The organism is Croceicoccus sp. Ery5 (genome assembly GCF_020985325.1).
GTDB lineage: Bacteria > Pseudomonadota > Alphaproteobacteria > Sphingomonadales > Sphingomonadaceae > Croceicoccus.
The window spans coordinates 3,565,044-3,586,554 of record NZ_CP087587.1 but is presented as its reverse complement, the minus strand read 5'-3'; the positions used below and the strand labels follow the sequence as shown (position 1 = coordinate 3,586,554).

The following is a 21,511-nucleotide window of genomic DNA, read 5'->3' as shown; positions in this document are numbered from 1 at the left end:
TCGCAATTCGCGTGCATCAGCCCGTATCATGGCTTGCGCCTGACCCGCATGGGCCATTAGGTGCAGGCTGAACCCGTCCTTCCCATAGCAATAATCGGGCAATCGACCTTGGCCAAAATCGAACCGCGCGACCGCAAGGTCAAGATCCTCGCCACGCTGGGCCCTGCCAGCGCCAATCCCGACATGATCGCCCGGCTGCACAAGGCGGGCGCCGATGCGTTCCGCATCAATATGAGCCATGCGGACCACGAGACGCATGCCAGGACCTTTGCCGCGATCCGCGAGTACGAGGCGAAGGTGGGCCAGCCCATCGGCATTCTGTGCGATCTGCAGGGGCCCAAGCTGCGCGTCGGCAAGTTCGATTGCGGACGCGCGGTGATCCCGCATGGCCGCCATTTCACGCTGGACCGCAATCCCGAACCGGGTGACGAGACGCGCGTGCAATTGCCGCATCCCGAATTGTTCGGCCTGCTGCAAAAGGGGCAGCGTCTGCTGCTCGACGATGGCAAGCTGCGGCTGCGCGTGATCCGCGCGGACGAGAACGAGATCCTGTGCAGCGCCGAGGTGGGCGGGGTGATTTCCGACCGCAAGGGCGTGAATATCCCCGATGCCGAAGTGCCGATCCCCGCGCTGACCGACAAGGATCGCCGCGATCTGGCGTTCGCGATCGAGCAAAAGGCCGACTGGATCGGCCTGTCCTTCGTTCAGCGGCCCGAGGATCTGGCCGAGGCCCGCCGCCTGATGGGCGGCTATGGCGCGCTGATGGCCAAGATCGAAAAACCGCTGGCCGTGCGCCATCTGGACGAGATTCTGGAGATGTCGGACGGGCTGATGGTCGCCCGCGGCGATCTGGGCGTGGAGCTTAATCCCGAAGAAGTCCCCCCGCTGCAAAAGCGCATCGTCCAGCAGGCGCGCAAGGCGGGCAAGCCTGTCGTCGTGGCGACGCAAATGCTGGAATCCATGATCGAAAGCCCCGCGCCGACCCGTGCGGAAGTGTCCGACGTCGCCAATGCGGTTTACGACGGGGCCGATGCGGTCATGCTGTCGGCCGAAACCGCCGCGGGCCAGTGGCCCGAGGAAGCCGTCACCATCATGCACCGCATCGCACGGCAGGTGGAACGCGACCCCGGCTATGACGAACGTATCTCGCTGGGCAAGGTCGAACCCGATGCGACCACCTCGGACGCCTTGGCAGAGGCTTGCGCGTCGATCGCCCGTGCATTGAAGATTTCGGCGATCAGCGTGTTCACCTCGTCGGGATCGTCGGCCCGCCGCGTGGCGCGCGAGAGGCCGCGCGTGCCGCTGCTGGTGCTGACCCCGTCGCTGATCACCGCGCGGCGCGTGGCATTGCTGTGGGGCGCGCATGCGGTGCGAACCAAGGATATCGGCAGTTTCGAAGAGATGATCGCCAAGGGCAAGCGCATGGCTCTGCGCCACGGTTTCGGCAGCGCGGGGGCAAAGCTGGTCGTGCTGGCGGGCGTGCCGTTCGGCAAGCCGGGGGCGACCAACCTTTTGCATGTGGTGACATTGCAGGGCGACGAGCTGGCGAAGCACAAGCCGGAAGGCGCGGCTTCTTGACGCGGGCTGGCGTGCGCCGCATTGCGCGGGCATGAAAACGCGCCTTTTCGTTTCCGACAATGCCGCCGCGGTCCACCCGCATGTGTGGGATGCGATGCGCGCCGCCGATGCGCCCGACATGCCCTATGACGGGGATGCGCTGTCGCAGGCGCTGGATGCGCGTTTTTCGGCCCTGTTCGGGCGCGAATGCGCGGTTGTCTGGACGGCGACCGGCACGGCGGCCAATGCGCTGGCGCTGGCCTGCCTGACCCCGCCCTATGGCGGGATCGTGTGCCATTACGACGCCCATGTCGAAGCGGACGAGGCAGGCGCCCCCGAATTCTTCACCCACGGGGCCAAGCTGATGCTGGCACAGGGCGAAGGGGCCAGGGTTACGCCCGCCACCATTGCCGCCGTGATCGACCCCATCCGCAGGGACGTGCACCGCGTTCAACCGGTGACGCTGGCGCTGACGCAGGCGACCGAGCAGGGCGAGGCCTATAAGCCCGACGAACTCGCCGACTTGACCGGTTTTGCGCGCGAAAGGGGCCTGCGCGTCCATCTGGACGGCGCGCGTTTCGCCAATGCGGTGGCGCATCTGGGCTGTTCGCCTGCCGATGCTGGCCCCGCCCATGGCATCGACAGCCTGAGCTTTGGCTTTATCAAGAACGGCGGGCTGGGGGCCGAGGCGCTGGTCCTGTTCGATCTGTCGCTGGCGGACGAATGCCGCCGCCGTCACAAGCGCGCGGGACAATTGCAGTCCAAGGGGCGCTATATGGCGGCGCAGCTTCACGCCATGCTTGACGACGATATCTGGCTGGAGAACGGCCGCGCGGCGAATCGTGCCGCGCAAACCATCGCCCGCGCCGCGCCCGACCGGCTGATCGGCAAGGTGCAGGCGAACGAGATATTCATGACGCTGTCGGCGGCGGAGCGCGGCGTTTTGCGCGAACAGGGCTTCGTCTTTTACGACTGGTCCGACACATCGGCCCGCTTTGTCACCGCGTGGAACACATCCGCCGGGGATGCGGGCGCGCTGGCGCAGGCGCTGGCAGCCCTATGACCGGCGCGTCAGGCGAAACGGCCGCGCCCTCGTTGCTGAAACGATGGGGGCCGTTCGTCCTTGTCACCCTGATCTGGAGCTCGACCTGGCTGGTCATCAAGGACCAGATCGGGCTGGGAACGCCCGGCTGGTCGATCGCGCTGCGCTTTGCCATCGCCACCGTTTGCATGTTCGCCCTGTGCGCCATTCGCGGCGATGGCTGGCGGCTGGAAAAGGGCTGGCTGCCGGTCGTCGCCATTGTCGGGCTGTGCCAGTTCATGGGCAATTTCCAGCTGGTCTATCGCGCCGAAATCTATCTGACATCGGGCATTGTCGCGGTGTTTTTCGCCCTGTTGCTGGTGCCCAATGCGATCCTTGCGCGGTTGGTGCTGGGGCAGCGCAGCTCTCCGCGTTTCGTGCTGGGATCGGCCATCGCGATTGCGGGCATCCTGCTGCTGTTCGTGCACGAATACCGCACCGCCGGGATCAGCGGCGGCGTGGTGGCCGGCATCGTGCTGGCCACGCTGGGCATGCTGGCCGCATCCATCGCCAATATCACGCAGGCGACCCCCGCCGCGCATCGCCAGCCCTTCATGCCCCTGCTGGCATGGTCGATGGCGCTGGGCACGATCGTCGATGCCGTCATGGCCTATGCGATGGAAGGGTGGCCGGTATGGCCCGACGGCTGGCGCTATTACGCGGGGGTAGGATATCTGGCCATCGTCGGTTCGGTGGCGACCTTCCCGCTCTATTTCGGGCTGGTGCGCACCATGGGCGCGGGCCATGCCGCCTATGTCGGGGTGGCGGTGCCGCCGATCGCCATGCTGCTGTCCACCGCGTTCGAGGGATACCGTTGGAGCGCGATGGCAGCGGGCGGCGTCGTGCTGGCGATGATCGGCCTGTTGATCGCGATGCGCACAAGGCCCAAGCCGCGCGGCGACGATGGCAAGGCCGAACCCCCGCTATCCGCCGAAACCGCGATCCGCGAAGCAGGCGAGTAACCCGTCGCGAAAAGTGGGAAAGCGCGGTTCCCAGCCCAGCACGCGCCTTGCCTTACCATTGGCGACGCGGCGGTTCTCGGCATAAAAGCCGCGCGCCATGGGCGACAGATCGGCCTGTTCCAGCGTTTGCATGGGGGGCGGGTTCACGCCCAGCAGGCGACAGGCTTCGACGATCACATCGTTCTGCGGGCAAGGCAGGTCGTCGGCCAGATTATAGGCACCGGCGGGTGCGTCCTGTTCCAGCGCCATCGCCACCCCTTGCGCGATATCGTCGACATGCACGCGGCTGAAAACCTGATCGGGAATGTCGATGCGACTGGCGCGCCCTTCGCGCACGCGGTCCAGCGCGCTGCGACCCGGTCCGTAAATGCCCGGCAGCCGGAACACCCGCGCGCCCAGCGCCAGCCATGCCGCATCCGCCTCGCTGCGGGCGGAACGCCGCCCCGTGCCCGTCGGCGCGCTTTCGTCGACCCATGCGCCGCCCGCATCGCCATATACGCCGGTGGAGGAGAGATAGCCGGTCCAGCCGGTAAAGCCCGCCAGCGCCTCTGCATAATTGTCCAGCACCGGATCGCCGCCGCTCTGCCGGTCGGGCGGGACGGAGGACAGCACCGCATCGACATGATCCAGTGCAAAGCGGATCGCATCGCGGTCGGCAAAATCCAGCCCGCCGTCGCGCCCCGTCGCCTCCACCGCCCAGCCAAGCGGTTCAAGCCGCGCCGCAATGCGTTTCGCCGTATAGCCAAGGCCAAAGATCAGGAGTCTCATACCCACTAGCTAGGGGCGGCTGGCCGCGCTGCGTAGGGGCAATCGGGCCGGTGGATGCGATTTTCCTGCGGATAGAGGGCGCACGGGTCAGAAACCCCTTGTGTAACGGCCTGCAAACCGCATCTAACACGAATTATGGATATCGCGCGCAACCCCACATCGATCCCCGGCAACCCCGAACTGGCCGACGCGGCTGTTGAACCTGCCGCCCCCGAAACGATCCGCCGTCTGGATTATACGCCGCCTGCATGGCTGGTCCCCGAAATCGCGCTGGATTTCGATCTGGGGGTGGAACTGACCAAGGTGCGCGCCACGCTGAAAGTGGAACGCAACCCCGATGCCGCCGCAGACCAGACGCTGCATCTGTGCGGCGATAATATCGCGGTGATGGAATTGCTGGTCGACGGCAAGCCTGCCGAGGGCTGGAGCATGAGCGGATCGAACCTGCTGCTGCCCTTGGCGGGAGAGCGGCACGAGGTGACGGTCGAAACGCATCTGCACCCCGCGACCAACAGCCAGCTGATGGGCCTGTTCGCATCGAACGGGATGCTGTGCACCCAGTGCGAGGCGGAGGGGTTCCGCCGGATCACATTCTTCCCCGACCGGCCCGATGTCATGTCGCGCTATACCGTCAGGATGAGCGGGCCGAAGGCGGAGTTTCCGATCCTGCTGTCGAACGGCGATTGCACGGCGAGCGGAGAGGGTGAGAACGGCACCCATTGGGCCGAATGGACCGATCCGTGGCCGAAACCGTCCTATCTGTTCGCGCTGGTCGCGGGCGATCTGGTGGCGCGCAAGGACACATTCACCACCATGAACGGGCGCAAGGTGGATCTGGCCGTCTGGGTCCGTCCGGGGGACGAGGATCGCACCGAACACGCGATGCGCTCCCTCATCAACTCGATGAAATGGGACGAGGAGGCGTTCGGCCGCGAATATGACCTCGACACGTTCAACATCGTTGCCGTGTCCGATTTCAACATGGGCGCGATGGAGAACAAGGGCCTCAACATCTTCAACACGCGCTATATCCTGGCCGATCCCGATACCGCCACAGACGGCGATTTCGACGCGGTCGAAGGCGTGGTCGGCCATGAATATTTCCATAACTGGTCGGGCAATCGCGTCACGTGCCGCGACTGGTTCCAGCTGAGCCTGAAAGAGGGCTTTACCGTGCTGCGCGACCAGATGTTCAGCGCCGACATGGGCAGCGAGCCGGTGAAACGGATCGAGGATGTGCGCATCCTGCGCGCCGCCCAGTTTCCGGAGGATTCGGGCCCGCTGGCGCATCCGATCCGGCCCGATTCCTATCAGGAAATCAGCAATTTCTATACCGCGACCGTCTATAACAAGGGCGCGGAAGTCATTCGCATGATGCACACCATGGCGGGTCCCGAACGCTTCCGCGCGGGCAGCGACCTGTATTTCGAACGCCATGACGGGGAGGCCGCGACCTGCGAGGATTTCGTCAAGGCGATGGAGGATGGCGCGGGGCTGGACCTGTCGCAATTCCGCCTGTGGTACGAACAGGCCGGCACGCCGCGCGTGACTGTCGCGATGAAGCATGACGCGGCGACCGGCACGGTCACGCTGGACGTGAAACAGCTGGTGCCGCCCACACCCGGCCAGCCGGTGAAGAAGCCGATGCCGATCCCGCTGAAGATCGCGCTGTTCGACCGCGATACCGGCAGCCATGACGGCGAACGCATGCTGAACATCACCAAAGCGGCGGAGAGCTTTACATTCGGCGGGTTCGCCAAACCCCCCGTGCTGTCCGCCAATCGCGGCTTTTCCGCGCCCATCCAGCTTGAGAGCGAGGCGACCGACGCCGACCTTCAATTCCTGGCGGCGAAGGATGACGACAGCTTTGCCCGTTACGAGGCTTTGCAGCAGCTGTTCACGCGCGAATTGCTCGGCGCGGTCGAAGGCGGGCCGGACGAGACGCGCCGCGCCGCGATTGTCGAGGCGATGGCCGCCGTGATCGACGATACGGCCATCGACGACATGATGCGCGGCGAGCTGCTGATGCTGCCCGCGATCAATTTCCTGATCGAGCTGGCCGCGCCCGCCGATCCGGTTGCCCTGCACGAAGCGCGCGAACGGTTGAAGGCCTATCTGGGTACGCGGCTGCGCGACCGGCTGACGGCGCTGCACGACCGTGCATCGACCATTCCCTATTCGCTGGAGGCGGACAGCCGCGGCGCGCGCAAGGTGAAGACGCAGGCGCTGATCCTGCTGGCCGCTGCGGATGTGGCGGAAACGGCAAAGCGGGCAGAGGCGCAATATCGCGCGGCGGACAATATGACCGACAGGCAGGGCGCGCTGGCCGTGATCTCGGGCCTCGACGTTCCGGCGCGGGGCGAGTTGCTGGCCGATTTCCATGCGCGATACGCGGGCAATGCGCTGGTGATCGACAAATGGTTCGCCATTCAGGCCAGCGCCCTGCGCAGCGACGTGCTCGACGCGGTAGAGGCATTGGCGGGTCACGAAGACTTCACCATGAAGAACCCGAACCGCGTGCGCGCGCTTTATATGACGATGGCGGGCAATCCCTCGGCCTTTCACGACGCCAGCGGGCGCGGCTATCGCATGATCGCCGATCTGGTGCTCGCTCTCGACCCGATCAACCCGCAGACGGCCGCGCGTTTCGTGCCGTGGCTGGGCCGCTGGCGCAAGATCGAGCCGGTGCGCGCCGAGCTGATGCGGGCAGAGCTGATGCGCATGGCGGCGGTCAGGTCCCTGTCCAAGGATGTGCGCGAACAGGTGACCAAGAGCCTCGACACAAGTGCCTGACATCATCACCGCCGCCCCGCTGGCGGGCGTGCCGCACGGCTTTCTGGGTCGGCGTGGCGGAGTGTCGGCGGGGCCCTATGCCTCGCTGAACGTGGGCACGGGCTCGCCCGACGATCCCGCTCTGGTCGAACGCAACCGGCGGATCGCGGGCGATGCCGTTCTTGCGGGGGCGGCACTGGCCACCGTCTATCAGGTGCATTCCGCGCTGTGCGAGACTGTGACCGCGCCATGGCCGTTGGACGCGCGGCCGCATGCCGATGCGATGGTCACCGACCGGCCCGGCGTGTTGCTGGGCATTCTGACAGCCGATTGCGCGCCGGTGCTGCTGGCCGACCGGCAGGCGGGCGTGGTCGGCGCGGCCCATGCCGGATGGAAAGGCGCGTTCGGCGGCGTGACCGACAGCACCATTGCCGCGATGGAGGCGCTGGGCGCCGACCGCAGCCGGATCGCCGCCGCCGTCGGCCCCTGCATCGCGCAGGCAAGTTACGAAGTGGACGATGGCTTCCTGAACCGCTTTGTCGAGGCGGACGGGACCAACGAGCATTTCTTCAAGCCCGGCAGACCCGGCCACCAGCAATTCGACCTTGCCGGCTATGTCGCCGCGCGCCTGGCGGCCGCGGGGGTCGGCACGGTGGCGATCACGGGGCACGACACGCTGGCGGACGAGGAGCGCTTCTTCTCCTATCGCCGCGCGACCTTGGCCGGAGAGGATAGTTACGGGCGGCAGATCAGTCTGATTGGAGTAACGAGCTAGTCTGGTCAGGCGTATCTCGCCGTGCCTTCCAAAAACGGATGCGAAGTCCGAACTTATGCAAGACCCAGCGTATGGCTATTACGAGCAGCGTGACGGGCACCAGCGCCGTAAGAATATAGATCAGGACGGCAACCGTTGTGCCCAATGTCGTGCCTATCGATCGCAGCGCGGTGACCACTGGCCGGGAGAAGCCCAACTGCGTTTCGCCGAACTCCGGCTGATACTCGATTTTAACGTCACTATAATGGATGCGGTTACGATCCCGCTTCAGTTTTGAGCGCGTCGCATCGATATCCTCGTTCACTTCGGCAATTGCCTGCTCTGCCTTGACGAGTTCAGCTGCCGAACCGGTGCTATTGCGCAGGACTGCGGTTAGTTTGTCGCGCAAAACAAGGCGAGATTGAAGCCGCGCCTCGGTATCGATGATGCTTTCTGACAGGTCCTCGCCGTCGCGCACAGAAGAGACAAGCTCGCCGCCAAGCTGCTCGACCGGTTCGATAAGCGCCTCTTTGAACGCTCCGGCTTGCGATGATGCAACTTGCAGTTTGACTTCGCCAAAACCGTCCCAGTCGCTATTGGCTTGGGAAATACGTAAAACGCGGCATTCAGGACCCATCGCTTCACACAGCGCTGAATGAGCTTGCTGCAATTCGGTAATACGGTCCTTGGCGATCCGAAAACCGAAACCGTAAGAATAGGCAATTTGCGTATCGCCGGTTGCTACGGTTTTTTGGTCAGCAACGGTGGTTGAACCGGTTTCGGTCGCATCTGTATGTACGATCGAAGACTGTGCATCCGGTGCATCTTCCCCGAACAGGTCTGGACCGGTTGCGAGGGCCTCGCGGAAGCCGAAACTGTTCGAGGGCATATCGCCATTCACAGGGTCGATTTCAGCGACGAGCGCCCGGGCGGAAGTGTCGGTTTCGGCTTCCCCGCAAGCTGCCAACAAAACGAGCGAAATCAATGCAAAAATGCGGCTTTTCATCCTGCCCCCAATTCCGATCAGCCATGCATATTTGCAGGTAAGGCCAAGTTTGCAAGCCGAACCGGCAGTCTGCCCCCCCCCTACAGCCCCCCGAACGCCTCCAGCATCCGCGCCCATGCCCGTTCCGCTTCCATCTCGGCATATTTCGGACTGTCGAGCACGGTCCAGCCGTGGTCGGCGGGATAGACAGTGATCTCGGCCTTGGCGCCGGCGGCCTCGGCGGCGGTTTGCAGCGCGTCTTTGGCGTCGGGCTGTTTCGCATCGTCGTCCTGCGAGATGCACACCAGATACATTGCGCCAGCCTGCATGATCCGGTGCGGGCTGGTCGGGGCGTCGGTGACCAGACCGCCGCCATGCATCGATGCAGCGGCCTTGACCCGTTCGGGCGCGGCGGCGGCGGCGTAAAAGGTCCACGAACCGGTCATGCAATGGCCGTTCGCACCGATCCCGCGCGATGTGTCCACCGCATCCTGCGCGTCGAGCCATGCGACAAAGGCCTTGCTGTCCGCCATCACCGCCTCGGGCGTGTTCTTTTCGCGCCACGGGCCGACCTTGGCAAAGCCTTCCTCGCCCATAAAGCTGGCGAAATCGGCAAATTGCTGGCCCTTGACCGACCGGTAATAGGGATTGGGATGCAGCACCGCATAGCCCGCCGCCGCGAGCCGCTGGGCCATTTGCTGCGAGGCGGGGCGAACGCCCGCAATATCGGGCCACATGATGATCGCGGGATGCGCGCCCTGTGCGGGGCGATAGAATGTCGCGTCCGCCGTGCCCGCAGGGGTTGCAATGGCGACTTCGCTGCGCAGCACGCCCGATGCGCCCGGAACACCATCGCCCGCCTGTGCCGGTTCACCGGCGGAGGTGCAGCCTGCCAGCACCGCCGCGCCGCCCAATGCGGCAAAGCTGCGGCGATTCATCGCGCCCGGTGATCGGGCCATATCGGCCAGCTGGCGTTCGTCGCACATCGTCAATCTCCTCGCACCTGTCCCGTCGGGCGCGAGAATAGGCGAGGGTCGGCCAGAAGCAACCGGCCTTTCGGAATTGCCTTACCGGCGGGAGAGGGCGGCCTCGCTCTCGTCCAGCAGGCTGGCGATGATGTCGGCGACGGGCTCCTCGGCCTTGACCATGCCGACCGACTGGCCCGCCATCAGCGACCCGTTCTCGATATCGCCGTCGATGACCGCGCGGCGCAGCGCGCCCGCCCAGTAATGTTCGATCTGCAATTGCGCCTCGATCATGGGGATGCCTTCGCCGTCGAGCAATTGCGCGACTTCGCGCTGCTTCGCGGTGAACGCCTCGGTCCCCTTGTTCTTCAGCGCGCGGACGGGGATGACGGGCAGGCGCGGATCGACCTGAACGCTTGCCACCGCATCGCGGGCACCGGCGCGGAAGAACGCCTTTTTGAAATCGGGATGCGCGATGCTTTCGGTGGCAGCGGCAAAGCGCGTTCCCAGCTGCACGCCCGCCGCGCCCATTTCCAGATAGCCTGCGATCGCCTCGCCCCGACCGATGCCGCCTGCGACGAAGACGAGGTGGTCATTCGCCAGTTCGGGCAGGAATTCCTGCGCCAGAACGCTGGTCGACACGGGGCCGATATGGCCGCCGGCCTCCATCCCCTCGATCACCATGGCATCCGCGCCCGAACGCAGCAGTTTCTTGGCCAGCGCCAGCGTGGGTGCGAAACAGATGACCTTGGCACCAGGCCCATGGGAGGATCCGGCCTTGATCGCCTCGACACTGCCCTTGGGCGGCAGGCCGCCTGCCAGCACGACATGGCCGACCGAATGTTTGGCACATACCTCGATCAGATCCATGATCTGCGGGTGCATGGTGATCAGGTTCACGCCGAAAGGCTTGCCGGTCATCGCCTTGGTCGCGGCGATCTCGGCGTCGAGCAATTCGGGTGTCATCGCGCCGCACGCGATCACGCCGAACCCGCCCGCATTGGAAATGGCCGAGACAAGGTTACGCTCTGAAACCCAGCTCATCGCGCCGCACAGGATCGCATATTCGCTGCCAAGGAATTCCGCACCGCGCGCCATCAGCGCCTGTGTTTTGGTGTGGCTGGTCATATGTCTCTTGCGTCCTTGCCTGCGGCGTAAAAGGGGTTGCGGGGCTTTAGGCAGGGCGCGGGCGATGGGCAAGGGTGATTGGGGGCAAGAGCCTGGTCGTACGGCGCAAGCCGATTCGGCTGGCAAGTTCCGGCAAAGCGGATAGAGTTGGCCAAAACAATAACAGGCCACGCGCCAAACACAGGAGAGCATGCCATGTTCGTCAAATTCACCGCCACGGACCGGGTGCCCGTCATCGTCAATGCCGCGCAGGTCACCTTTATCTCCGAGGTGGAGGAAGGCACCCGCATCCGCTTTTCCGAGAACCGCAGCGTGACCGTGGTGGAACCGCTGGCCGAGGTGATGGAGCGGCTGGATCACACCATGCAATTACCCGCCGGTTAGCGACCGCGGGCGAGCCGCCGGATCAGACGTTGCGATCCGCGGGCGTGCCCTTGCAGCCTGCCGCGATCACATACCATTCCGAACTGTCCTTGCGGCTGGCAGGCGGCTTGGCGTGTTTGACGCTGGTGAAATGGCGCTTCAGTACTGCCAGCAGGGCCGTATCGGTGCCGCCTGCAAAGACCTTGGCGACGAAAGTGCCCCCTTCGGCCAAGGTGCGGATCGCGAAATCGGCGGCGGCCTCGACCAGTCCCATGGTGCGCAAATGGTCGGTCTGTTTGTGGCCCACCGTATTCGCCGCCATGTCCGACAGCACCAGATCGGGCGCCTCGCCCAGCGCTTCCGTCAACATGTCGGGGGCGGCGTCGTCCATGAAATCCATCTGGAAAATGGTCACGCCGGGCAGCGGTTCGACTTCCAGCAGATCGATGCCGACGATCCTGGCCTGCGGGCATTTCTTGGCGACCAGCTGGCTCCACCCGCCCGGTGCAATGCCCAGATCGACCACCGCGCGCGTGCCTTTCAGCAGGCCGAATTTTTCGTCCAGCTCGGCCAGCTTGAACGCGGCGCGGCTGCGGTATCCTTCGGCCTTGGCCTTGGCGACATAAGGGTCGTTCAATTGCCGCGCCAGCCAGCGCGCGCTGCTGGCCGTGCGTTTCTTGTTGCTTTTCAGCTTCTGGCGGTCGCTTCCCGATCTGCTCATGCGCGTAGTCTCATGCCTGCGGGCCTTACAGCGGGTGTTCGCGGTGGGGAAGGGGCGGCCTTGAATGCCCATGGGTGCCGCCCATCAGCGACCGCAGGATGCCTTCGCGAATGCCGCGGTCGGCCACGCCCAGCCGCGTCGCGGGCCACAGGTCGAGGATGGTTTCAAGGATCGCACAGCCCGCCACCACCAGTTCGGCACGGTCGTGCCCGATACAGGGCAATTGCGCGCGCTGCCCCATGTCCATGCCCGAAAGCTGACTGGCGATGTCGCGCATCGCGCCGGCGGGCACGATCAGCCCGTCGACCGCCTGCCTGTCATATTGTTCCAGCCCCAGATGCACGCTGGCCAGCGTGGTCACCGTGCCGCTGGTGCCCAGCAGGCGGGGGCCGTTCTCGTTCTCCTCTCGCGGAATGTCGCGATGGGGGTCGAGCCGCGCCGAAAACTCGCTGAAACTGTCGGCCACCTGTTGGCGCATTGCGGCATAGCGGGCCAGTCGCGCCCCGTCGCTCTCGCCATCGGGGGCGGGGAAGCTTTCGGTCAGCGAAACGACGCCCCATGGCACCGATTGCCAGTCCATGATGCGCGGGACGACATCGCCCGTTTCGATCAGCACCAGCTCTGTCGATCCGCCGCCGATGTCGAAGATCATCGCGGGCCCTTCGCCGCGTTCCAGCAGGACGTGGCAGCCCAAAACGGCCAGTCGCGCCTCTTCCTGCGCGCTGATCACGTCGAGCACGATTCCCGTTTCCCGGCGCACACGGTCGATAAAATCCTGACCGTTGGCGGCGCGACGGCAAGCCTCGGTCGCGACGCTGCGTGCCAGATGCACATTGCGGCGGCGCAGTTTCTGCGAACAGACTTTCAACGCACCCAGCGCCCGCTCCATCGCCTCGTCCGACAGCCGCCCGCTTTGTGCCAGCCCTTCGCCCAGACGGACGACGCGGCTGAATGCGTCGATCACCATGAAATTCTCACCCTGCGCGCGGGCGATCAGCAGGCGGCAATTATTGGTGCCAAGATCGATCGCGGCATAGGCCTGCCGCGATGCGGGAGCCTGATGCAAAGGGGCAGCGTTTGCCGAACGCGCCGGTCGGGGCGCATCGGCAGAACGTCGTTCCGACGGCTGCTTGCCATTCTTGCGGGACGGTGCGCGGCCGTTCGGCCTGACATCTCTGCCTTTCGCGCCATCCCTGCTTTTTACGCCGGCAGCGGGACCCGATTTGCCCTTGCGGGCCTCTCTGTCCGGATCGGCGTGGGCACGGCGACGACCGCGCCTGCTGCGCCGATCCCCGTCATGCGATGCCGGCGGAAGCGATTCCGCCATGTTTCGTAACTTTCCAAATTCACATCGACCGCGCCGGTAAAGGGTGGCGCGGGGGACCTGAAACCGATGCTAACGGCCGCAATGCACGCTGGCAAGCGCGCCGGACGGTTGCAGCGAAACGCCGGACCGTTCGGGCCCTCGCGACGGACCGCGCTATTGGCGGCGCGACAGGGGGCCGGACGCACCAGAATCCCGGTTGACCCCGCGCCCACCCCGCGCTAATGGCCCGCCCTCTCGGCGCAAGCCCGATGATGCCCCGTCGTCTAATGGTAAGACTACGGACTCTGACTCCGTCAATTGAGGTTCGAATCCTCACGGGGCATCCAGCTTTCCTGAAATCGTTGAAAATCCGAGCCTTTCTGGGCCATCGTCGCGTGCGTGTGACACACAACTGTCGCACACGACCGTCTCCGATCATCACCTAACTGTCTCTGATCGTTCGGGAATCTCCGTCGCCAACTGTAGCACACGACTGTCGCACATTGGTTCTAATCATAAGTTTCGAGGGCTCTGGCGGCGGGGTGCCGTTTATCAATATCGGGTCAGGGTTCCTGTCGATCTCGTCTCGGTCATCGGACGCTCGCACATTAATCGTTCGTTGAAGACCACTTCATTGCGCGAAGCACAGCGTGCGATGATGGCAATTGGCCATGATCTCGAACGGTTCTTCGACAGTGCGCGTAGTGGCAACGCTAATGCGGGTGGGCTCAATGAGGCCGTTGAATTATCGCCGTCGATGTCCGCCCAATCACCCCCGCATGAAATCACGCTGCGCGAAGCGTATGATGCCTACCTTGCCGATCCATCGCGGCGAGCGTCGCCTAAATCGCTACTGGCTTATCAAACCGTTGGCGATGTGATCATGGCCCTCATCGGTCCCGATGTTCCCTTGCGGGCGATCACGCGCACGGTCTGTCGCGATCTGATGACCGACCTGACCAAACTTCCGCGCAATGCGAAAAAGCGATGGCCCAGCCTCGATGCCCGCCAAGCTATAGCCAGAGGCCAAAAGGAGCGTCTTCCCGCGGTCAGCATTGCCAACATCAACGGCCACCTGAACAAGTTCTGCGCGATGCTGAATTGGTCCGTTCGCGAGGAGTTGCTCGACAAGAACCCTGCTCTCGGCCTTCGCTTGCCAGACGCCGTTCAAGCGAAGGATAAGCGCAGGCCGTTCAGCGCGGAGCAACTCGGCCAGATTTTCCACGCACCGCTGTTCAGCGGCTGCGTGGACGACGAGCATGGCTACGCCAAGATTGGCCCCAATCGTCCCCGCCGCGCTCGATTTTGGGTGCCGCTTATAGGTCTTTTCACGGGCGCTCGGCTCAATGAAATCTGCCAGTTGGATACGCATGATGTCCGAAAAGTCGAGGAAATCTGGTTCTTCGTCGTCACTTTTCCAATAATCCCTATAGGTCAGTGTGATGCGCTGTCTAACTTATAGACGGGGTTAGACACGCCCTTCCCGTATGCCTTGCTCTCGGTGCGTTAACCCTCGTTAGTTCAGCGCGGTCAGCCGGTCCTTCCAGCGGTTGATCTGATCCGAGGGACCAGCCCATGCGGCTTCGCCAGAAAGCCTGGCTACGAACAGTCTGTCATTCCAGGCGAGACAGGATGGGAGCTTGTTGCGGACCTGAGCTGCAAAAGCAGACTCGATACGACCGTTTCGCTTGCTTGAATCCGCGACGCCCCATTTCAGGGGAAGCTTGCTTGCTATGGGGTCCGTAAGGCGACAGACACGTCAACCTTCTATATTTGAAGAAACGAATTTTCGAAGGATGCGCAAGGCTTGCAAAATTTGTCCGATGCCCAGCTGGTTGCCTCAGGGCCGCAACATTCTTCGCCATTGGTTTCCGTGGTCATTCCGATGTTCAACGCTGCGAGAACGATTGAACGCACGTTGGCGAGCGTACGAGAACAGACGCATCGCAATCTAGAAATTCTGATCGTCGATGACGGTTCCACAGATAACAGCCTTGCGATTGCCAAACGTCTAGCAGCGGACGACCAGCGCGTCAGGATCATATGCCAATCGAACAGAGGTGTTGCGAGCGCCCGGAACGCCGGGATTGCGGCATCGAGCGGTGCCTTCGTTGCCCCAGTTGACGCCGATGATCTCTGGCATCCTGAGAAGACAGCGTTGCAGTTGGCTGCAATGGCCGGACCTGACGGAGTGGATGACCCGTCTATCGGACTCGTCTACTGTTGGTATTCGATCATCGATGGTGACGATATTGTCCGAATCGATGATTGCCGAAGTACTGCTGAAGGCGATGCGCTCGAGGCGATGGCATCGCGCAACATCGTAGGCCACGGCAGCGGCGCCTTGATGCGTCGGGAAGCCGTGATACGGGCAGGCGGCTATGATACTTCGCTCAGGGAGCAAAATGGCGAGGGATGCGAAGACTATAAGCTCTATTTCCAGATTGCGGAGCATTATCGCTTCGCACTCGTGCGCCAATGCCTGGTCGGGTATCGCGAAACGCGTGAGAATATGTCGAGCGACCCACGGAAGGCCCTACGCTCGCGGGCTCTGTGCGTACCCGAACTTCTTGCCCGGCACCCTGACCTGGAGGCCAGGTTTCATCAGGGAAAGCTACGGATAATGCGCTTCATGCTCGGGCGGGCATTGCGCACCGGCAATGTGGGGGATGCGGCGTTTCTACTGTCTGGAATGCTGCGCACAGACCCTTTTCTGGCGCTGGCGAGCCTCGGCGAACTGGCCAAGGGCCTGTTCCGCAGAACGCTGCGGACAGGAACGATGCGAAGGCCATTTATATCGGAACTTCCGCACGATTGATTTGCTTCACCTATCCGTAAGTTCCCTGCACTTCAGAACGATATTTTCGTAAGAGACGAGACGGTCTAAGTGCGGATATCGGCAGGGCAACATCCGTTCAACGGGAAAACAGGTACTATGTTGAAGCGCGGGTTAAAGAGAACGGCACATGCACTTCTACCTAGGCCGTTCTATGACTGGCTGCTCAAACAATCGGGACGTTCCTATACGCCCCCTGTTGGTTCGGTGAAGTTTGGAGACTTTCGACGAACCGAGCCGGTCAGCCGCGATTATGGCTATAGCCGCGGACGTCCGATCGACCGCTATTATATCGAAAACTTTCTAGAGGTGCAGGGTGACCAGATCACAGGTCAGGTGCTGGAAATTGGCGAGCGCACCTACACCGAGATGTTCGGCAAGAATGTTGCGCAATCCGACATGCTGCATGTCAACGATGTGGAAGGCGCAACCTATGTCGACGATCTAACCTATGGTTCGTCCATCCCCAGTAATTGCTATGATTGCGTAATTCTGACGCAAACCTTGCACTTGATTTTCGACATGAAGGCTGCGCTGCGCACGATCTACCGGATACTTAAACCTGGTGGCGTCTTGCTTTGCACCGTGCCCGGCATAACCCAGGCCGCCGACGGGGACTGGAACGAATGCTGGTACTGGGCGCTAACCAGCAATTCGGCACGCAAGCTGACCGAGCAAGTCTTCCCGCGTGACAATGTCCAGATCGACTATTGGGGAAATGTGCTGGCCGCGACCAGCTTCCTGCAGGGACTTGCCGAAGAGGAGCTAACCCGTGCCGAACTGGATCTGGTCGATCCGGAGTATCAGGTCACCATTGCGATCACCGCTCGTCGCGGCGATGCTTCAATCGCGGTGGGGATGACGGACAAATGGGACTACAAGGGGCAGAGTAGCGCTCCATATGATGACGAGACGAGCTATAAGTTGGGAGTGGCATTTCTCGATGGCCACGGCGATATCGAGGATTGGGGGTGCGGAACCGCTTTTGCCAAGAAATTCGTGTCAGAAAGTGGCTACATCGGTGTGGACGGCAGCCAGAGCGATTTTGCCGACGTGAAGGCCGAATTGCAGGATTATCGTTCAAACGCTGACTGCATCTTCGTGCGCCACGTGCTGGAACACAACTGGGGCTGGCGGGCTATCTTGACCAATGCTCTGGCATCGTTCCAGAAGCGTATGGTATTAATCCTCTTCACTCCTATGGGAGAGAGTGAAATGCGCCTGGATGGCGACGGGCTTATTCCTGACCTGCAATTGCCGCGGAATGAGGTAGTGAGCTTTCTAGCAGGCTTTAAGGTGCACGAAGAGCAGATCCGTTCGGCAACGCAGTATGGCCAGGAAACGATCTTCTACATTGAGAAATAGCGCCGCCTTTCGCTACGCTCGGCAGGTAGTTCGCCCTGCGCGCCGCATCCTAAGCGGGAAGGGTGCTGCCAGCGCTGGCGTGCTGATGTACCACCGTGTCGCGAGCGAGCCACACGACCCGTGGAATCTATGCGTCAATCCGGACCGTTTCGCGGAACAAATGGAAGTGATTGCCCGCTTCGATGCGCGTATTGATCTTGCCGCACTGGCCCGCGCTGACGGCTATGACCGACAGGGCCGCCGCCTCGCCGTGACCTTCGACGACGGATATATCGACAATATCATTCGCGCTCTGCCAGTGATGGAGCAATTCGAGATCCCGGCAACTTTCTTTGTCGTGGCAGGAGCGCTGGGGCGAAACCGGGAATTCTGGTGGGACGGGTTGGAACGTGCGATCCTTTGGGCCGGATCGTTGCCCGACACGCTTGCGATCGATCTGTCGGGCCGGGTTTTCGAGTTCGAGCTAAAGAAAGAAGATGACTTCTTTCCTGAATGGCGGGCCGATCAACATGACGCGCAGACTTCGCGGCAAAAGCTGTTTCTGGCGCTCTGGGCCGAGATTGTGAAGCTGGCGCCCGACGAGCAGGATGATGCGGTCGATAGGCTGTTGGTTTGGGCCAAGAAGCCGATAGACGCCGCGCTCGACCGTGTTGCGGCCAGCGCCGAGGATATTGCGCGCCTTGCCGATCACCCGCTGATCCGCATCGGTAGCCATACGGTGAACCACGTCTCGTTGCCCGATCTCTCGGCAGGAACACAGTGTGACGAAATTGAACGTGGCCACGGGATTCTGGAGGAGCTTCTCGGACGAAGGATCGACCGATTCTGCTATCCTTATGGCCGCTATAACGACAGCGCGCGCCAAATTGTGAAGGGATTGAACGTCGATTTCGCCTGTACGTCGCGCGAAGGTGTCGTGACAAATCGCTCAGACCGACTTGCCCTGCCTCGCATGCAAGTATGCAATCTGGATGGCGAGTGCTTCACCCGGTGGCTGCAAAGCGAACACGGCCTGATTGCCGGACGGGCATCTGTGCACTAATGGACGAAGGCTCACTCGTTACCTGCGTTATGATCTTCCTCAATGGCGAAAAGTATATCGCCGAGGCCATCGACAGCATTCTCGCGCAAACCTACCGAAACTGGGAGTTGGTGCTGGTCGATGACGGGTCGACAGACGGTGCAACCTCGATCGCGCAGAACTATGCGCGGCGACACCCCGTCCGGGTCCGATATATCGACCATCCCGGGCACCAGAATCGCGGGATGAGCGCATCGCGCAACGCGGGGGTGCGGGCAGGACGGGGCCAATTCGTGTCTTTTCTCGATGCCGACGATGTCTGGCTTCCCGACAGGCTTGAGAAATTCATCAAGGTCGCAGGTCGTTTTCCCGAAGCCGGCATGATCTATGGCCCGACGCTTTACTGGTACAGCTGGGCTGAAGAGCGCGGCGTTGCTTCGCCGGTAGAAGGTCAGGCCGATTTCGTCGGCCATCTTGCCCTGCCGGTTGATCGCCTGATTCCGCCGCCCGTTGCGATGCGGCGCTTCCTGACTGCCATGGGTGGCTGCCTTCCGGGCATATGCAGCCTGCTGATCCGCCGCAATGCCTATGACGATATTGGCGGTTTCGAATCTGAATTCCGTGGGCTCTACGAGGATCAGGTCTTTCTATCGAAAATGACGCTGGCTTACCCGGTTGTCGTCATCGCTGAAGTGCTGGACAAATATCGCCAGCATTCCGAATCCTGCTGCTATCGCAGTGCCGAGTCTGGCGAATATCACGCCGACGACTACCATCCGGCCCGTTTCACCTATCTCGAATGGCTGCGGACATATTGCCGGACGAATGGCATTGCTGACGCAGTGATCGACCGAGAGATTCGAAGGCAGACGAGGCCCTATCGCTGGCCCATCATTATCCATGCGAGACGCTTTGCAACGAGGTTCGGAAAGAAGGGTAAGGCTTATTTGCAGCGCGTTCTACCCGCCCGGGTTACGCGGAGGGCGCAATCGGCGTTGGACCGGATGCGTGACAGGCGACGTGACCTACGTGCCCGGGAGCAAGCGGCCAGCGCGAAGGACGATTTCTAGGAACGCCCCTTATCCGCCCTCGACAGCCACCCGACGGCGGAACTCCTGCATCTTCACCATACTGGCAAAAAGTTCTCCAGCTTGCAGCAGTTGGTCGGGGGAGCCTTGCTCTACGACTTTACCATCACCGAGCACGACAACCCGGTCGGCCCGCATTGTTGCGCTGAGCCGGTGAGAGATGAGCACGATCGTCCGCTTGCCGTGGAGGCCTTCGATGACCTCGAGAATTTCATGTTCAGTCATGGCGTCGAGCGCATTGGTCGCTTCATCGAGGATGAGGATGCCATCGTCACGCAACAACGCGCGAGCGAGTTGGATCCTCTGCCGTTGGCCGCCCGACAGCAGGACACCCCGTGTACCGATCTGCGTATCGAGACCATAGGGTAGCGAGGCGATGAAATCATAAATCTGGGCAGCGCGCGTGGCCCGTTCGATGGCGGCATCGCTGGCATCCGGTTTGCCATAGGCGATATTCTCGCGCAGACTTCCCGAAATCAGGTCTGTGTCCTGACCTGCGATCGACAATCTGGACCGCCACCAGTCAAGGTCGAGTTCGTCAAGCGAAACCCCGTCGACGGTGACACGACCCTGATCTGGATCATGAAAGCGGAACAGCAAATTGGTCAGCGTCGATTTTCCCGCACCTGATGAGCCGACAATGGCCGTTGTCTGACCGAACGGAATTTCGAGCGTGAGCGCTTCGAGAGCATTGCGCCGCTCATTCGATTTCCCTGCGTAGGAAAACGACACACAGTCGAAACGTACGCCTTGCCTTAGCGCGGGCAGTTGCCTGCCGCCCCGGCTCCGGCCTGACCATTGGGGAAGGTCCAGCAAATTGGTCACCGCTTCTACCGAGGCAGTGAGCGTCTGAAGATGCGTGCGAGTCTCGTCGAATTGTTTCACATGCGGCTGTACCCGGTGCAGCAACGCAAGGAATGCGATGAGGGCCGCCCCGCTTACGCCGATGCCGATAGCCGCGAAGATAATGCCCGCGAAAATGATCGCATATAGTACCTCTTGAAGTCCCGATGCCAGATTGGCCAGATTGCCCACGCGCAGAGAAAGGCCAAACAGCCTGGTGGATGCCCTGTCATAGGCGCGCTGTGCATCGTTCTCCCGGCCGAAGGCGCGGATCATACGCATGCTGTCGAATAATTCGGTTGAACGATTGTAAAGATCCTCGCTCGCCTCGATCATTTGATGGCCCATGCGACGCATGCGCGCGTCGAACAGCCGGCGCAGAGTCGAAATGGCTGTCACCAGTACCGCGACCAACAAGGTTAGCTTCCAAGACAGGAAAAGCAGGATCGCGGTGAACGACAGCACCATGCAAAGATTGGTGAACAAGCCGAAGATACTGGTAATTGCATCAGTCGTGTTCCACGCTTCTCCGTCCAGCGTGTTGAGCAACTTGCCATTGTCATTGGTGCTAATGAACTGAAAGTCGGAACCAAGGAGGTTGGCAAAGATTCTCGACCGGATCTGATGGCTGATTGTTCCACTCATCCATGCGACGATGTATTGATCGCAGAACATCAACACGGACCGAACCGTCACCAGCCCCACGATCAGGCCAGCGATCAGGAACAACCGGTTATCGGGGCCGGCCAACAGGGCAAGACGATCGAGCATGCCAACCAGGCTGCCGGCATCGTCGGCGACAAAGCCCTGATTCTCGAAAATCGTGGTCAGCAGCGGAATGAGCAAGGTGATACTGAGTCCGTCCGCCACCGACGACAGAATGCTGATCACCACCAGAAGCAGGGATTGCACGGGATACTGGCGAGATGCCTGTGCTAGCCATCGAATGATCGACTTATTCATCTGGGAATGGCGCTCCGTTCAATCTCTCAGTTC

The 21,511-nt window shown here is 62.2% G+C and carries 18 protein-coding genes and 1 tRNA gene; 12 read left to right on the top strand and 7 right to left on the bottom strand.

What is annotated here, in order from left to right:
- Window positions 1–108: 108 nt before the first annotated feature.
- The 3 genes from pyk to LOZ74_RS16890 are packed head-to-tail and all read left to right on the top strand — an operon-like array spanning window position 109 to window position 3,600.
- Window positions 109–1,578 (top strand): pyruvate kinase, encoded by a 1,470-nt coding sequence (gene pyk / locus LOZ74_RS16900; protein ID WP_230292153.1) that lies wholly within the window; start codon window positions 109–111, stop codon window positions 1,576–1,578.
- A 31-nt stretch (window positions 1,579–1,609) separates the two neighbouring features.
- Window positions 1,610–2,620 carry a low specificity L-threonine aldolase gene (locus LOZ74_RS16895; RefSeq protein WP_230292152.1) on the top strand — a complete coding sequence of 337 codons (1,011 nt, stop codon included), beginning with the start codon at window positions 1,610–1,612 and terminating at the stop codon, window positions 2,618–2,620.
- On the top strand, window positions 2,617–3,600 hold the full coding sequence (locus LOZ74_RS16890; RefSeq protein WP_230292151.1) for a DMT family transporter: 984 nt from the start codon (window positions 2,617–2,619) through the stop codon (window positions 3,598–3,600). The genes LOZ74_RS16895 and LOZ74_RS16890 overlap by 4 nt, the downstream gene beginning before the upstream one ends.
- Here the strand turns inward: LOZ74_RS16890 and LOZ74_RS16885 are convergent.
- Window positions 3,562–4,368, bottom strand: coding sequence for an SDR family NAD(P)-dependent oxidoreductase (locus LOZ74_RS16885; RefSeq protein WP_230293944.1), 807 nt, complete (start codon window positions 4,366–4,368; stop codon window positions 3,562–3,564). The two genes, LOZ74_RS16890 and LOZ74_RS16885, sit on opposite strands and share 39 nt — an antisense overlap.
- 135 nt (window positions 4,369–4,503) lie before the next feature.
- On the opposite strand from LOZ74_RS16885, the gene pepN reads away from it, so the two are divergent.
- Complete coding sequence (gene pepN, locus LOZ74_RS16880) at window positions 4,504–7,161, top strand: aminopeptidase N (protein ID WP_230292150.1); 2,658 nt, start codon at window positions 4,504–4,506, stop codon at window positions 7,159–7,161.
- Complete coding sequence (gene pgeF / locus LOZ74_RS16875) at window positions 7,154–7,915, top strand: peptidoglycan editing factor PgeF (protein ID WP_230292149.1); 762 nt, start codon at window positions 7,154–7,156, stop codon at window positions 7,913–7,915. Before pepN ends, pgeF begins: the two co-directional genes overlap by 8 nt.
- On the opposite strand, the gene LOZ74_RS16870 is transcribed toward pgeF, so the two are convergent.
- From LOZ74_RS16870 to LOZ74_RS16860, 3 genes are all read right to left on the bottom strand, one after another.
- A complete protein-coding gene (locus LOZ74_RS16870; RefSeq protein ID WP_230292148.1) occupies window positions 7,890–8,900 on the bottom strand; it encodes a DUF4349 domain-containing protein in 1,011 nt (336 codons plus the stop codon). The genes pgeF and LOZ74_RS16870 overlap by 26 nt on opposite strands.
- An 80-nt stretch (window positions 8,901–8,980) precedes the next feature.
- A complete protein-coding gene (locus tag LOZ74_RS16865) occupies window positions 8,981–9,865 on the bottom strand; it encodes a dienelactone hydrolase family protein (RefSeq protein ID WP_230292147.1) in 885 nt (294 codons plus the stop codon).
- Window positions 9,866–9,946: 81 nt separating this feature from the next.
- Window positions 9,947–10,972 (bottom strand): nitronate monooxygenase family protein, encoded by a 1,026-nt coding sequence (locus LOZ74_RS16860; RefSeq protein ID WP_230292146.1) that lies wholly within the window; start codon window positions 10,970–10,972, stop codon window positions 9,947–9,949.
- 195 nt (window positions 10,973–11,167) lie between these two features.
- On the opposite strand from LOZ74_RS16860, the gene LOZ74_RS16855 reads away from it, so the two are divergent.
- Window positions 11,168–11,356 carry a hypothetical protein gene (locus LOZ74_RS16855; RefSeq protein ID WP_230279747.1) on the top strand — a complete coding sequence of 63 codons (189 nt, stop codon included), beginning with the start codon at window positions 11,168–11,170 and terminating at the stop codon, window positions 11,354–11,356.
- Window positions 11,357–11,378: 22 nt separating this feature from the next.
- On the opposite strand, the gene LOZ74_RS16850 is transcribed toward LOZ74_RS16855, so the two are convergent.
- Together LOZ74_RS16850 and LOZ74_RS16845 are read right to left on the bottom strand one after the other, a co-directional pair.
- A complete protein-coding gene (locus LOZ74_RS16850; protein ID WP_230292145.1) occupies window positions 11,379–12,056 on the bottom strand; it encodes an RlmE family RNA methyltransferase in 678 nt (225 codons plus the stop codon).
- 25 nt (window positions 12,057–12,081) lie between these two features.
- On the bottom strand, window positions 12,082–13,383 hold the full coding sequence (locus tag LOZ74_RS16845; protein WP_230292144.1) for a Ppx/GppA phosphatase family protein: 1,302 nt from the start codon (window positions 13,381–13,383) through the stop codon (window positions 12,082–12,084).
- A gap of 252 nt (window positions 13,384–13,635) precedes the next feature.
- Here LOZ74_RS16845 and LOZ74_RS16840 point away from each other — a divergent pair.
- The 6 genes from LOZ74_RS16840 to LOZ74_RS16815 all read left to right on the top strand — a co-directional run bounded on the left by LOZ74_RS16840 (window position 13,636) and on the right by LOZ74_RS16815 (window position 19,654).
- A tRNA-Gln gene (locus LOZ74_RS16840) sits at window positions 13,636–13,709 on the top strand.
- Window positions 13,710–13,720: 11 nt separating this feature from the next.
- On the top strand, window positions 13,721–14,824 hold the full coding sequence (locus tag LOZ74_RS16835) for a DUF6538 domain-containing protein (RefSeq protein ID WP_370638919.1): 1,104 nt from the start codon (window positions 13,721–13,723) through the stop codon (window positions 14,822–14,824).
- A gap of 354 nt (window positions 14,825–15,178) precedes the next feature.
- A complete protein-coding gene (locus LOZ74_RS16830; protein WP_230292142.1) occupies window positions 15,179–16,180 on the top strand; it encodes a glycosyltransferase family 2 protein in 1,002 nt (333 codons plus the stop codon).
- A gap of 225 nt (window positions 16,181–16,405) precedes the next feature.
- Window positions 16,406–17,563: a methyltransferase domain-containing protein gene (locus LOZ74_RS16825; protein WP_230292141.1), complete on the top strand. Its 1,158-nt coding sequence runs from the start codon at window positions 16,406–16,408 to the stop codon at window positions 17,561–17,563.
- A gap of 160 nt (window positions 17,564–17,723) precedes the next feature.
- Window positions 17,724–18,605, top strand: coding sequence for a polysaccharide deacetylase family protein (locus LOZ74_RS16820; protein WP_230292140.1), 882 nt, complete (start codon window positions 17,724–17,726; stop codon window positions 18,603–18,605).
- Window positions 18,605–19,654, top strand: a complete 1,050-nt coding sequence (locus tag LOZ74_RS16815; RefSeq protein WP_230292139.1) for a glycosyltransferase family A protein — start codon at window positions 18,605–18,607, stop codon at window positions 19,652–19,654. Before LOZ74_RS16820 ends, LOZ74_RS16815 begins: the two co-directional genes overlap by 1 nt.
- A 9-nt stretch (window positions 19,655–19,663) precedes the next feature.
- Here LOZ74_RS16815 and LOZ74_RS16810 read toward each other — a convergent pair whose 3' ends face one another.
- Window positions 19,664–21,478: an ABC transporter ATP-binding protein gene (locus tag LOZ74_RS16810; protein ID WP_230292138.1), complete on the bottom strand. Its 1,815-nt coding sequence runs from the start codon at window positions 21,476–21,478 to the stop codon at window positions 19,664–19,666.
- Window positions 21,479–21,511: the final 33 nt, after the last annotated feature.